This window comes from Citrobacter sp. CF971, assembly GCF_006385635.1.
Lineage (GTDB): Bacteria > Pseudomonadota > Gammaproteobacteria > Enterobacterales > Enterobacteriaceae > Citrobacter > Citrobacter freundii.
Genome location: NZ_CP041051.1, coordinates 1,157,186 through 1,169,502 on the forward strand (window position 1 = coordinate 1,157,186; position 12,317 = coordinate 1,169,502).

General features: G+C 54.6%; 14 protein-coding genes. 10 read left to right on the plus strand and 4 right to left on the minus strand.

The genetic code is table 11. The features are described from left to right. Positions 1-13 precede the first annotated feature (13 nt). Positions 14-790 (minus strand): MBL fold metallo-hydrolase, encoded by a 777-nt coding sequence (locus E6P06_RS08955; RefSeq protein WP_003838652.1) that lies wholly within the window; start codon positions 788-790, stop codon positions 14-16. Positions 791-1,167: 377 nt separating this feature from the next. Between E6P06_RS08955 and E6P06_RS08960 the strand changes: the two genes are divergently transcribed. From E6P06_RS08960 to E6P06_RS08970, 3 genes are all read left to right on the plus strand, one after another. Further along, positions 1,168-1,413 (plus strand): YmjA family protein, encoded by a 246-nt coding sequence (locus E6P06_RS08960; protein ID WP_003021350.1) that lies wholly within the window; start codon positions 1,168-1,170, stop codon positions 1,411-1,413. 86 nt (positions 1,414-1,499) lie between these two features. After that, the gene (locus E6P06_RS08965) at positions 1,500-1,976 is read left to right on the plus strand and encodes a cold-shock protein (protein WP_003021353.1); all 477 of its coding nucleotides are present in this window, start codon (positions 1,500-1,502) and stop codon (positions 1,974-1,976) included. Positions 1,977-2,212: 236 nt separating this feature from the next. Next, entirely contained in the window at positions 2,213-2,644 is a 432-nt protein-coding gene (locus E6P06_RS08970; protein WP_003838647.1) for a hypothetical protein, read from the plus strand. An 82-nt stretch (positions 2,645-2,726) separates the two neighbouring features. Here the strand turns inward: E6P06_RS08970 and E6P06_RS08975 are convergent, their stop codons facing one another. The 3 genes from E6P06_RS08975 to E6P06_RS08985 form a co-directional block, all read right to left on the minus strand. Then, the gene (locus tag E6P06_RS08975; protein WP_003838645.1) at positions 2,727-3,248 is read right to left on the minus strand and encodes a hypothetical protein; all 522 of its coding nucleotides are present in this window, start codon (positions 3,246-3,248) and stop codon (positions 2,727-2,729) included. A 19-nt stretch (positions 3,249-3,267) separates the two neighbouring features. Further along, positions 3,268-3,573, minus strand: coding sequence for a putative quinol monooxygenase (locus E6P06_RS08980; protein WP_057101209.1), 306 nt, complete (start codon positions 3,571-3,573; stop codon positions 3,268-3,270). Positions 3,574-3,708: 135 nt separating this feature from the next. Beyond that, positions 3,709-4,521, minus strand: coding sequence for a DNA-binding transcriptional regulator (locus E6P06_RS08985; RefSeq protein ID WP_044714459.1), 813 nt, complete (start codon positions 4,519-4,521; stop codon positions 3,709-3,711). Positions 4,522-4,712: 191 nt separating this feature from the next. On the opposite strand from E6P06_RS08985, the gene E6P06_RS08990 reads away from it, so the two are divergent. The 7 genes from E6P06_RS08990 (at position 4,713) to mhpT (ending at position 12,277) form a co-directional block, all read left to right on the plus strand. Next, complete coding sequence (locus E6P06_RS08990) at positions 4,713-6,377, plus strand: bifunctional 3-(3-hydroxy-phenyl)propionate/3-hydroxycinnamic acid hydroxylase (protein ID WP_121571476.1); 1,665 nt, start codon at positions 4,713-4,715, stop codon at positions 6,375-6,377. Position 6,378: 1 nt separating this feature from the next. Beyond that, a complete protein-coding gene (gene mhpB / locus E6P06_RS08995) occupies positions 6,379-7,323 on the plus strand; it encodes a 2,3-dihydroxyphenylpropionate/2,3-dihydroxicinnamic acid 1,2-dioxygenase (protein WP_139935139.1) in 945 nt (314 codons plus the stop codon). Between the two features lie 28 nt (positions 7,324-7,351). Further along, positions 7,352-8,218 carry a 2-hydroxy-6-oxonona-2,4-dienedioate hydrolase gene (mhpC, locus tag E6P06_RS09000; RefSeq protein ID WP_139935140.1) on the plus strand — a complete coding sequence of 289 codons (867 nt, stop codon included), beginning with the start codon at positions 7,352-7,354 and terminating at the stop codon, positions 8,216-8,218. A 9-nt stretch (positions 8,219-8,227) separates the two neighbouring features. Further along, on the plus strand, positions 8,228-9,037 hold the full coding sequence (mhpD, locus tag E6P06_RS09005; RefSeq protein ID WP_003847652.1) for a 2-keto-4-pentenoate hydratase: 810 nt from the start codon (positions 8,228-8,230) through the stop codon (positions 9,035-9,037). Beyond that, positions 9,034-9,984: an acetaldehyde dehydrogenase gene (mhpF, locus tag E6P06_RS09010; RefSeq protein ID WP_003838629.1), complete on the plus strand. Its 951-nt coding sequence runs from the start codon at positions 9,034-9,036 to the stop codon at positions 9,982-9,984. The genes mhpD and mhpF overlap by 4 nt, the downstream gene beginning before the upstream one ends. Next, positions 9,981-10,994 (plus strand): 4-hydroxy-2-oxovalerate aldolase, encoded by a 1,014-nt coding sequence (mhpE, locus tag E6P06_RS09015; RefSeq protein WP_061549852.1) that lies wholly within the window; start codon positions 9,981-9,983, stop codon positions 10,992-10,994. The genes mhpF and mhpE overlap by 4 nt, the downstream gene beginning before the upstream one ends. 68 nt (positions 10,995-11,062) lie before the next feature. Further along, positions 11,063-12,277 carry a 3-(3-hydroxy-phenyl)propionate transporter MhpT gene (gene mhpT, locus E6P06_RS09020; RefSeq protein ID WP_088903372.1) on the plus strand — a complete coding sequence of 405 codons (1,215 nt, stop codon included), beginning with the start codon at positions 11,063-11,065 and terminating at the stop codon, positions 12,275-12,277. The last annotated feature ends 40 nt before the right edge of the window (positions 12,278-12,317 follow it).

Genomic DNA, 12,317 nt, shown 5'->3' on the forward strand with positions numbered 1-12,317 from the left:
TCCTCTGTGGAGTTTAAAACGTCAGGGTTTCGCCATCTTCCGGCACGTTAATGAATTGCGCAATCTGGTTGTCGCGGGCGTACTCTTTCAAGGCCGCGCGGGTCAGCAGACAGTGGTTAATCGCCTCCATGTGGGTCGCCACAATTTGTGCCTCAGGTAGTACGAAGTGGGTTTTTAGCACATCTTCCGCGCCCATGATAATTGGGCCAAACCCGATAACGTGGGCAAAGCCTGCGTTCAGAATGACCACGCCTGGTTGAAAAGTCCGCATGTTGGTTTCCACCTCGTCGCGCCAAATGGTGTCCCCGACCAGATACAGCGTTTTTTCCGCCGGATGCTGGAAGATAACCCCGCAGGCATCACCCAGACGCTCAGCCATTTGCGGGATGGCGTAAGCGCGATCCGAACCGTGCTGGCCGCCGGTTTTACGCAGGGTGATATCACCAAGCGCGGTGTTTTGCGTCAGTACGGTCAGTTGCGTGAAACCTTGTTCCCGCAGTACCTGCGCATCGCGATCGTTTTGCACATAAATCGGTTTGTCTTTCGGCACGACACGAGCCGCTGCTTCATCCCAGTGGTCTTCATGCAGATGGGTCACGATCAGCGCATCAACGTTGAGCAGCCTGTCGATATCGACAGGCAGATCAACGGTCGGGTTGCGGATCTCGGCGCGAGCCGTTCCGGCAAAGCCCGGATAAGTACCTTTATCCGCTAGCATCGGATCAATCAGAAAAGTTTTACCGCCAAAGGTGATGTGCTGCGTGGCGTTACGGATTTGCGTGATGTTCATGATGTTTGCTCCACGTGTTGGATCAGTGGTGTCATCGTAGAGTGTTGTCCAGAAGATGAATGTGGGCAAATGGGCGACTAGCGATGGGATTGGGCCAATAACAGATTACATATATCAATTATGTAATTAAAGTAATTTAATATTTCCTTTGTAACTCGTTATTTAATTTGCTGCCATTATATCGAAATGAATAAGAGTGCTGTTACTTAAATACGGAAAATTTTATTAAATACGAAGCAGTGCCAGAAAACATTATTGATATATGTAATGCATAGTGACCAATAAAACAGATCGCGAACCATGAAATAAGAATGCTATCATTCACATCAGACGCGGCAGGCAACTGCTGGCACACGCATATCCCCCCGGAGCAACTGATGAACAACGACATTCCGCTTAAATATTATGATATCGCCGACGAGTACGCGACCGAGGCCGCAAAGCCGGTGAGCGACACAGAACGTGACGCGCTGGCGCACTACTTCCAGCAGTTGATTACCCGTTTGATGAACAACGAAGAGATCAGCGAAGAAGCGCAGCAGGAGATGGCAACCGTGGCCGGTGTCGACGCTCAGCGTATCGATGATATCGCGGAGTTCCTCAATCGTTGGGGTAACGAGTAGCCAAAGGTATGGCCTGTGTTTTACACTGCGCGCAAATTGAGTAGGTATACTCTACGAGTAATAGGTTTAATCAGGCGGAAACAGCAATGAACGGAACAATCACAACGTGGTTTAAAGATAAAGGCTTTGGATTTATCAAAGATGAAAACGGCGACAATCGCTATTTTCATGTGATTAAGGTTGCTAATCCTGAGCTGATCAAGAAAGACGCGGCGGTGACTTTTGAGCCCACCACCAATAACAAAGGCTTGTCTGCCTACGCGGTAAAAGTCATACCAGACAGCAAGTACATCTATATCGCAGGCGAGCGTCTGAAGCTCACCTCGATCAAGTCATTCCTGGTCTACAGCGAAGAAGTCCCTGTAGAGACCCGTATCGACAAAGAAAATGCAGTGCTGTCTGTCGGCGTGCTGATGAACAGCATCCGACCAAAATCAGACGTGAAGCCTGGTGAAATGCGCACGCTGAAAAAGCTGGCTATCACCACCTTTCAGGGCACGACGCTGATTTTCTCTGAAGATGAAATCGACATTGACGAGACGGTGAAACTGCTTAAGGTCTGAAGCCCTTCAGACTGAATAAAAACCGGAACGCTGCTCTTTTCAGAGCGGGTTTCGGTTTAGTATTGTGTGAATGGGTTGAAATAAGAATAGCTTTCTTTGACAACCCTAATCACACTTGCAGCAGCATAAGAATGCTTTTGATTATATTGAATTGTTTTGTAAGCATTCCAGATGATACAGTTATCCCGAAAGTGACTAAACCGAGGTCTGATGCTTACCTCATTATGAGGACATAAATGTCTGTCGGAATTGATCACTTCGTAATGAGTTTATATGAATTTTTCGGGCGAAAGATGAAAATATATAAAATAGTGATCATTATAGCGGGTTTGTTTGTTTTGCAGGGTTGTGATAGTCAGGAAACGAAAGTTAAAAAATTACTAAAGTGTGGTTTGGCAGTTAATGAGATAGGTAATTCCCTGGCACAAGAAAATTACGAAAAAAACGGTGTCACGGCTATATTTGGCCGCTCACCACCGCATATTAGCTCTTATGACATGATGAGAATAGGTCAGGATGCCAGAGATGAGTTATGGATGAATGGCCGAAACCGTAGAGGAGAGGCCCAAAGAATAATTGAAGAGTATGAAGAGAGCTACTGTGTTGACATACACCAGGTTCCGGATGATGAAAATATTAAAAAATTAAAATTGATGTTGCGATTATGAAAAGCAGAAGGAGAGACTATTGACGCCACTCTTTATTGATATGGCCCTGGCCTCTTTACAAGAGACCAGGTTCAGCATTTGGCTACTTAAGCTTGCCTCGTAATCCTTCATAGACATCCAGTGCTTTCTGCACATTTGCCTCGTCCATCGATATCTCTGAGAAGTCGATAAACCAGGTACCGGAGCTATGTTTATTAATGACAAAGAGCTTTTTGCTCTGAACAACACGATACTCAACATCGTATTCTTTGTTAAACGTTGAGCCTGTATCAGGAATGGTGAACGTTGTTGTTACACCTGAATCATTTGGATCCCATTTTAAGAAGCCAGAATAAAGTGTGATCCAGTTTTCAAGATTGCTTTTCGTGACATAGCCGAATTGGGTAACCACATTACCGCCGTTATAAATAACGATCATTGCATAATCGCCATCGTCGTCGAGGCGTAAAGTCCCATGGAAAGCATCATTATATTTAGGATCTTTTGGCAGCTGAATATCGATGCCCGTTTTGTACTGTGTCCAGGGGTAGTAAAAGGCTGGTTTGCCTGGTGTGGAGCATCCTGTTAAAAACATAATTAATAGTAAACCAAGTACTTTCTTCATTACCTATCCTATTTCTTAATTATGATGTGACCGTTGGATTTACCACGCCATCCATCAATATGTAACGTGCTTCCTGTCGCGTGTATTGATCAATTAACGGTACAAGTCGTCGGAAATGCTCACTGGCACAATGTTCATCGAGAGCCGCATGGTTTGGCCATTCTTCGATAAAAATAAAATGACCCAGATCTTTTTCATCAATATAGAGGTCGTAAGCAATACAATGCGGTTCTTTCTTCGTTGCCGATATTAGCTCACGATACAACGGGAGAACGGTTTCAATAAACTCAGGTTTGATGAAATCCTCAGCAATGACCTTTAACATGCAGCCTCCTGGCAGAAAACGAATGCACACTATGTAATGTAGATATCACTTGGGCAAGACACCACAATGTTATATCGGCAGGTGAGTGAGTCATCCCAGCTATCAATCAGATGATCCGCATAACTGTGATCCATCTCACCTCCCGGCCACCAAAATCTCCTGCGACTCGACGCCGTCCTCTATCTGTTTCGCCACCTTTTGTAAGGCCGGAAGATGCTTTTCCGCAGCCTGTTCGATGGTCATGGCGCTGGCCATATACACCAGATTCAGGCAGCCGATCACCCGCTGTTCGCTACGGATGGGGACGGCGATGGAGGCGATTTTTTCCTCCTGGTCCCAGCCGCGAAAGTTCTGACCAAAACCGTCTTTTCGCGCCCGGGTTAAAATGGCATTGAGCTTCAGCGGTTCGCGCGCAAGCTGGAACGCTTCTCCTGGTCGGGAGGCCAGCATTTCAATCAGTTCCTGACGTTCATTCTCCGGACAGAATGCCAGCCAGGTCAGGCCGGATGCGGTTTTCAGCAATGGCAAACGACGCCCGACCATCGCCCGGTGAAACGACAGGCGGCTGAAGCGGTGGGTTGTTTCACGTACCACCATCGCGTCCACATCCAGCGTGGAAACGTCGGTCGGCCAGATGACCTCGCGCAGCAAATCCCCCAGCAGCGGGGCGGCGAGTGCGGAAATCCACTGCTCGTCACGAAATCCCTCGCTGAGCTGGCGGACTTTAATGGTTAAGCGAAAGCTGTCATCGGACAGGCTGCGCCGAACATAACCCTCATCCTGCAGGGTTTCCAGCAGCCGTCTGACCGTGGTGCGATGCAGGCCGCTTAACTCAGCAAGTAAGCCAACACTGGCCCCACCATCGAGCCGGTTTAACATATTTAATAACATTAATCCGCGCGTTAATCCGCGTACGGTTTTGTACTCAGTGCTCTCGTCATTTTTCATATTCATTGACAAATCTACAGGTAAAACAACGTTGTGCACTTAGTGCACATCCAGGCATGTTTTGATTGTAGCGCAAAAACTCACTCCTATACTGACTGCACAACAAAAAATTATTCACATATTTTTAACAAAACAAATTGCGCCTCACCAGGGTCCGCAATTGCGTTTTGTCCGAGTCGTGAGGTTCTGAAATGACAACAAAAAACCCGGATATCCAACCCGCTGTGCAGCACACCGTTCAGGTCGCGATTGCTGGTGCCGGCCCGGTGGGGCTAATGATGGCCAACTATCTTGGCCAGATGGGCATTGACGTGCTGGTGGTGGAGAAGCTCGACACGCTGATCGACTATCCCCGAGCCATCGGCATTGACGATGAAGCGTTGCGCACCATGCAGTCTGTGGGGCTGGTCGAGCGCGTTTTGCCGCACACCACGCCGTGGCACGCGATGCGCTTTCTCACGCCGAAAGGCCGCTGCTTTGCTGATATCCAGCCGATAACCGACGAATTTGGCTGGTCGCGCCGCAATGCGTTTATTCAACCACAGGTGGATGCGGTGATGTTGGAAGGGCTGTCGCGTTTTCCCAACGTGCGCTGCCTGTTCTCCCGCGAACTGGAAGCCTTTAGCCAACAGAACGGTGAAGTAACGCTGAATCTGAAAGCTCCGGACGGCCAGCGCGAAACGGTGAAGGCCCAGTGGCTGGTGGCATGCGACGGCGGCGGTAGCAACGTCAGACGCTCGCTGAATGTGCCGTTTGAAGGCAAAACCGCGCCGAATCAGTGGATTGTGGTGGATATTGCCAACGATCCGCTCAGCACACCGCATGTGTATCTGTGCTGCGATCCGGTGCGCCCGTATGTCTCCGCTGCGCTGCCGCACGCGGTGCGTCGCTTTGAATTTATGGTGATGCCGGGGGAAACCGAAGCGCAGCTCAGTGAACCGCAGAATATGCGTCAGCTTTTGAGCAAAGTGCTGCCGAACCCGGACAACGTCGAGCTGATCCGCCAGCGCGTGTATACCCATAACGCCCGTCTGGCCGAACGTTTTCGCATTGACCGCGTGCTGCTGGCGGGCGATGCGGCGCACATTATGCCGGTCTGGCAGGGGCAGGGGTACAACAGCGGCATGCGCGATGCTTTCAATCTGGCGTGGAAACTGGCGCTGGTCATTAAGGGCAAAGCCGGTGATGCGCTGCTGGATACCTACCAGCAGGAACGCCGCGACCACGCCAAAGCAATGATCGATCTCTCCGTGACCGCTGGCAACGTGCTGGCGCCGCCAAAACGCTGGCACGGTGCGGTGCGCGACGGGGTTTCCTGGCTGCTGAATTATATTCCGCCGGTCAAACGCTACTTCCTCGAAATGCGCTTTAAGCCGATGCCGCAATACCATGTTGGAGCACTGGTGCGTGAGGGTGAGGCGAGAACGTCTCCGGTCGGCAAGATGTTTATCCAGCCGAAGGTGACGCTGGAATCGGGCGAAGTGACGCTGCTCGACAACGTTATTGGACCGAATTTCGCGGTGATTGGCTGGGGCTGTAACCCGCTATGGGGCATGAGCGAGTCGCAGATCCAACAGTGGCAGGCGCTGGGGACGCGTTTTATCCAGGTCGTGCCGGATACGCAGATACATACCGATCAGGATAACCACGACGGCGTTACCCGCATTGGTGATACGCAAAACCGCCTGCGCGCGTGGTTTGCCCAGCACAACGCCGCGCTGGTGGTCATGCGCCCGGACCGCTTCGTGGCCGCCATCGCCATTCCGCAAACCCTGGGCAGCACCCTGAATAAACTGGCGTCGGTGATGACACTTACCCGCGCTACTGCCGATATTCCTGTTGAAAAGGTTGCCTGATATGCACGCTTATCTTCACTGTCTTTCCCACTCGCCGTTGGTGGGCTATGTCGACCCGGCTCAGGCTGTGCTTGATGAGGTTAACGGCGTGATCGCCAGCGCCCGGGCACGTATTGCGGCGTTCGACCCGGAACTTGTAGTTCTGTTTGCCCCCGATCACTACAACGGTTTTTTCTACGACGTGATGCCGCCGTTCTGTTTAGGCGTGGGAGCCACGGCGATCGGCGATTTCGGCAGCGCGGCGGGGGAACTGCCGGTGCCGACAGATCTCGCTGAAGCCTGCGCCCACGCGGTGATGAAAAGCGGCATCGATCTTGCCGTGTCCTACAACATGCAGGTCGATCACGGCTTCGCGCAGCCGCTGGAGTTTTTGCTCGGCGGTCTGGATAAGGTGCCGGTGCTGCCGGTGTTTATTAACGGCGTCGCCACGCCGCTACCGGGCTTTCAGCGTACCCGTATGCTCGGGGAAGCGATTGGCCGTTTCGCCAGCTCGCTGAATAAGCGCGTGCTGTTTTTAGGCTCCGGTGGTCTATCGCATCAACCGCCGGTCCCGGAGCTGGCGAAGGCTGATGCCCATATGCGTGAACGCCTGCTCGGCAGCGGCAAACAGTTACCTGAAAACGAGCGCGAGCTGCGCCAGCAGCGGGTGATCAGCGCCGCCGAGAAGTTCGTGGTCGATCAAAACACGCTGCACCCGCTTAACCCCGTCTGGGATAACCGCTTTATGAGCCTGCTTGAGCAGGGGCGTTTGCAGGAGCTGGACGCGGTCAGTAACGAAGAGCTGTCCGCGATGGCGGGCAAATCAACGCACGAAGTTAAAACCTGGGTTGCCGCCTTTGCCGCCATTTCTGCCTTTGGCAGTTGGCGCAGCGAAGGTCGTTATTACCGCCCGATCCCGGAGTGGATCGCCGGATTCGGCTCTCTGAGTGCCACTACGCAGAACTAAAACAGAACTGAATATGCAGGAGAACATCATGACTTATCAACCGCAAACCGAAGCCGCTACCAGTCGTTTTCTGGAGGTGCAGGAAGCAGGCGAAACACTACGCGTGCATTTCAATGACTGTGGACAGGGCGAAGAGACCGTCGTGCTGCTGCACGGCTCCGGTCCTGGCGCGACGGGCTGGGCAAACTTCAGCCGCAATATTGATCCGCTGGTACAGGCCGGATACCGGGTGATCCTGCTGGATTGTCTTGGCTGGGGCAAAAGCGATGGGATCGTTAACCGCGGTTCGCGATCTGATCTCAACGCTCGCATTCTGAAAAGCGTAGTCGATCAATTGGATATTCAAACAGTCCACTTGCTGGGTAACTCGATGGGCGGTCACAGTGCTGTCGCGTTTACCCTGAGCTGGCCGGAGCGCGTGGGCAAACTGGTGCTAATGGGCGGCGGAACGGGCGGCATGAGTCTGTTTACCCCGATGCCGACCGAAGGTATCAAGCGCCTGAATCAGCTATACCGCGAGCCGACCATCGAGAACCTGAAGCTGATGATGGAGATCTTTGTCTTCGACACCAGCGACCTGACCGAGGCGTTGTTTGAGGCACGCCTGAATAACATGCTGTCGCGTCGCGATCACCTGGAAAACTTTGTCCAGAGTTTGGAGGCCAACCCGAAACAGTTCCCGGATTTCAGCCCGCGTCTGGGTGAAATCAAAGCCCAGACCCTGATTGTCTGGGGACGCAATGATCGCTTTGTGCCGATGGATGCCGGTCTGCGCCTGCTCTCCGGAATTGCCGGTTCTGAGCTGCATATCTACCGCGACTGCGGGCACTGGGCGCAGTGGGAGCATGCGGATGCCTTTAACCAGCTGGTGCTGAATTTCCTCGCACGCCCTTAAGGAACGGATATGACGAATCATAATCTTGAGCAGCTGGCCGCCGATTTACGTCAGGCTGAAGAAAAAGGGGAAGCTATCGCCCCACTGCGTGAATTGATTGGTGTGGACAACGGCGAAGCGGCCTACGCCATTCAACGCATCAACGTGCAGTATGAAGTGGCGCGCGGGCGTCGCGTGGTCGGGCGCAAAGTAGGGCTGACACACCCGAAAGTGCAGCAGCAGCTTGGCGTCGATCAGCCGGACTTCGGTACGCTGTTTGCCGACATGTGCTACGGCGATAACGACACCATTGCGTTTGAGCGCGTGCTGCAACCGCGTATTGAAGCGGAAATCGCGCTGGTGCTGAACCGCGATCTGCCCAATGCCGACACTACTTTTGACGAGCTGTATAACGCCATCGAGTGGGTGCTGCCCGCGCTGGAAGTGGTCGGCAGCCGTATCCGTGACTGGTCAATCAAGTTTGTTGATACCGTGGCGGATAACGCCTCCTGCGGGGTGTATGTGGTCGGCGGCCCGGCACAGCGTCCGGCAGGATTAGATCTGAAAAACTGCGCGATGAAAATGACGCGCAACAACGAAGAGGTTTCCAGCGGACGCGGCAGCGAATGCCTGGGACATCCGATCAACGCCGCCGTCTGGCTGGCGCGCAAAATGGCCAGCCTCGGCGAGCCGCTACGTGCCGGAGATATCATTCTCACCGGTGCGTTAGGCCCGATGGTGGCGGTGAATGCGGGCGATCGTTTCGAGGCCCATATCGACGGTATTGGTTCAGTTGCCGCCACTTTTTCAGCGGCGGTTACAAGAGGAAGTCAGTCATGAGTAAGCGTAAAGTCGCCATTATCGGCTCCGGCAACATCGGTACCGATTTGATGATAAAAATTCTGCGTCACGGGAAGCATCTGGAAATGGCGGTGATGGTCGGTATCGATCCAGATTCTGATGGTCTGGCGCGTGCCCGACGCATGGGCGTTGCCACCACCCATGAAGGGGTGACAGGGCTTATCGCCATGCCGGAATTCGCCGACATCGACATTGTTTTTGATGCCACCAGCGCAGGCGCGCATGTGAAGAACGACGCCGCGCTGCGCGCCGTTAAACCAGCGATCCGCCTGATCGACCTGACGCCCGCGGCAATCGGCCCGTACTGCGTGCCTGTGGTGAATCTGGAGGCCAACGTTGATCAGCAGAACGTTAATATGGTGACCTGCGGCGGGCAGGCGACTATCCCGATGGTGGCGGCAGTTTCTCGCGTGGCAAAAGTCCATTACGCCGAAATTATCGCCTCGATAGCCAGTAAATCTGCGGGTCCAGGCACGCGCGCTAATATCGATGAGTTTACCGAAACCACCTCGAAGGCGATTGAAGTGGTTGGCGGCGCGGCAAAAGGTAAAGCGATTATCGTCCTTAATCCAGCCGAGCCGCCGCTGATGATGCGCGACACGGTGTATGTGCTGAGCGAAGCGGCCTCTGAGGTTGAAGTTGAAGCATCGATTAATGAGATGGCGGCGGCGGTGCAGGCGTACGTGCCGGGCTATCGTCTGAAACAGCGTGTCCAGTTTGAAGTCATCCCGCAGGATAAACCGGTCAATCTGCCGGGCATCGGCCAGTTCTCCGGGCTGAAAACCGCGGTGTATCTGGAAGTGGAAGGCGCGGCGCACTATTTACCTGCCTATGCGGGCAACCTCGACATTATGACCTCCAGCGCGCTGGCGACCGCTGAGAAAATGGCGCAGTCACTCACTCGTCAGGCAGGAGAAGCAGCATGAACGGTAAAAAACTCTATATCTCTGACGTGACCCTGCGCGACGGCATGCACGCCATTCGTCATCAATATTCGCTGGAAAACGTGCGCCAGATTGCCAAAGCGCTGGACGATGCGAGGGTGGATTCCATTGAGGTGGCGCACGGCGACGGTCTGCAGGGTTCCAGTTTTAACTATGGCTTTGGCGCGCACAGCGACCTGGAGTGGATTGAAGCGGCGGCGGACGTGGTCAAGCACGCCAAGATCGCCACGCTGCTGTTGCCGGGCATCGGCACGATTCATGACCTGAAAAATGCGTATCAGGCTGGGGCGCGCGTCGTACGCGTGGCGACCCACTGCACCGAAGCGGACGTGTCGGCCCAGCATATTCAGTATGCGCGTGAACTGGGCATGGACACCGTCGGCTTTCTGATGATGAGTCATATGACCACGCCGGAAAACCTCGCACAGCAGGCGAAACTGATGGAAAACTACGGTGCGACCTGTATCTATGTGGTCGATTCAGGCGGGGCGATGAACATGTCTGATATCCGTGACCGCTTCCGCGCCCTGAAAGCGGTGCTGAAGCCGGAAACAGAAACCGGGATGCACGCCCACCACAACCTGAGCCTTGGCGTGGCGAACTCGATTGCTGCGGTAGAAGAGGGTTGTGATCGTATCGATGCCAGCCTGGCCGGTATGGGCGCAGGCGCAGGCAACGCGCCGCTGGAGGTGTTTATCGCCGCGGCGGATAAGCTTGGCTGGCAGCACGGCACCGATCTGTATGCGCTGATGGACGCCGCCGACGATCAGGTGCGTCCGCTGCAGGACCGCCCGGTGCGGGTGGACCGCGAAACGCTGGCGCTGGGCTATGCCGGCGTGTACTCCAGCTTCCTGCGCCACTGCGAAGTGGCGGCGGCGCGTTATGGCCTGAGCGCGGTAGATATTCTGGTTGAACTGGGCAAACGCCGGATGGTGGGCGGCCAGGAAGATATGATCGTCGACGTGGCGTTGGATCTGCGCAACAGAAAATAAAAATGATTACGCGGCTGGCAACGTATCAGCCGCGATTCACCTGCATCGTGACCTCAGAGGTACATCTTATGACTACCCGTACCCCCGCATCCTCATCCCGCCTGACGTTGACCGTCGGGCTGTGTTTTTTAGTCGCCCTGATGGAAGGGCTGGATTTACAGGCCGCCGGGATCGCTGCCGTCGGTATCGCCAATGCGTTTGCATTGGATAAAATGCAGATGGGCTGGATCTTCAGCGCGGGCATTCTTGGGCTGCTGCCCGGCGCGCTGGTGGGCGGCATGCTGGCCGATCGCTATGGCCGCAAACGCATTCTTATTGCCTCCGTGGCGCTGTTCGGCCTGTTCTCACTGGCGACGGCGATATCCTGGGATTTCTCATCGCTGGTGTTTGCTCGCCTGATGACCGGTGTTGGGTTGGGTGCGGCGTTGCCGAATCTGATCGCGCTGACTTCTGAGGCGGCGGGCCCGCGTTTTCGTGGTACGGCGGTGAGCCTGATGTACTGCGGTGTGCCGATTGGCGCGGCGCTGGCGGCAGCGCTCGGGTTTAGCGGTCTGGCCTCTGCCTGGCAAACCGTGTTCTGGGTCGGCGGGGTGATCCCGCTGCTGCTGGTTCCGCTGTTAATACGCTGGCTGCCGGAATCACAGGTTTATACCCAACAAACGCAGGTGGCTGCCGCGCCGCTGCGGGCTCTGTTTGCGCCAACCACCGCGACAGCCACGCTGCTGCTGTGGCTGTGCTATTTCTTTACCCTGCTGGTGGTGTATATGCTGATCAACTGGCTGCCGATGCTGCTGGTCGAGCAGGGTTTTCAGCCCTCGCAGGCGGCAGGCGTGATGTTTGCCCTGCAAATCGGTGCGGCCAGCGGGACGTTAATTCTCGGGGCGTTGATGGACAAACTGCGTCCGGTGGTGATGTCACTTTTGATCTACACCGGGATGCTGGCATCACTGCTGGCGCTGGGCACGGTATCGTCATTGAGCGGCATGCTGATGGCGGGATTTGTGGCGGGGATGTTTGCCACCGGTGGGCAAAGCGTGTTGTATGCGCTGGCACCGTTGTTTTACAGCACGCAGATCCGCGCCACCGGCGTGGGTACCGCTGTCGCCGTCGGGCGTCTGGGTGCAATGAGCGGTCCGTTGTTGGCAGGGAAAATGTTAGCGCTCGGCACCGGAACGGTAGGGGTGATGGCGGCTTCTGCGCCGGGGATATTGCTGGCAGGGCTGGCGGTATTTATCCTGATGAGCCGCAAATCGCAGATGCCGATCCCTGCCAGCGGTGCTTAAGCGCTCATTCGGTAGTATGAGCAGGGAGATACGGTTCCCA

What these genes read in the sequence shown, in the direction of transcription:
- E6P06_RS08955 (WP_003838652.1), bottom strand. Translation starts at nt 790, where the DNA reads ATGAACATCACGCAAATCCGTAACGCCACGCAGCACATCACCTTTGGC.
- E6P06_RS08960 (WP_003021350.1), top strand. Translation starts at nt 1,168, where the DNA reads ATGAACAACGACATTCCGCTTAAATATTATGATATCGCCGACGAGTAC.
- E6P06_RS08965 (WP_003021353.1), top strand. Translation starts at nt 1,500, where the DNA reads ATGAACGGAACAATCACAACGTGGTTTAAAGATAAAGGCTTTGGATTT.
- E6P06_RS08970 (WP_003838647.1), top strand. Translation starts at nt 2,213, where the DNA reads ATGTCTGTCGGAATTGATCACTTCGTAATGAGTTTATATGAATTTTTC.
- E6P06_RS08975 (WP_003838645.1), bottom strand. Translation starts at nt 3,248, where the DNA reads ATGAAGAAAGTACTTGGTTTACTATTAATTATGTTTTTAACAGGATGC.
- E6P06_RS08980 (WP_057101209.1), bottom strand. Translation starts at nt 3,573, where the DNA reads ATGTTAAAGGTCATTGCTGAGGATTTCATCAAACCTGAGTTTATTGAA.
- E6P06_RS08985 (WP_044714459.1), bottom strand. Translation starts at nt 4,521, where the DNA reads ATGAAAAATGACGAGAGCACTGAGTACAAAACCGTACGCGGATTAACG.
- E6P06_RS08990 (WP_121571476.1), top strand. Translation starts at nt 4,713, where the DNA reads ATGACAACAAAAAACCCGGATATCCAACCCGCTGTGCAGCACACCGTT.
- mhpB (WP_139935139.1), top strand. Translation starts at nt 6,379, where the DNA reads ATGCACGCTTATCTTCACTGTCTTTCCCACTCGCCGTTGGTGGGCTAT.
- mhpC (WP_139935140.1), top strand. Translation starts at nt 7,352, where the DNA reads ATGACTTATCAACCGCAAACCGAAGCCGCTACCAGTCGTTTTCTGGAG.
- mhpD (WP_003847652.1), top strand. Translation starts at nt 8,228, where the DNA reads ATGACGAATCATAATCTTGAGCAGCTGGCCGCCGATTTACGTCAGGCT.
- mhpF (WP_003838629.1), top strand. Translation starts at nt 9,034, where the DNA reads ATGAGTAAGCGTAAAGTCGCCATTATCGGCTCCGGCAACATCGGTACC.
- mhpE (WP_061549852.1), top strand. Translation starts at nt 9,981, where the DNA reads ATGAACGGTAAAAAACTCTATATCTCTGACGTGACCCTGCGCGACGGC.
- mhpT (WP_088903372.1), top strand. Translation starts at nt 11,063, where the DNA reads ATGACTACCCGTACCCCCGCATCCTCATCCCGCCTGACGTTGACCGTC.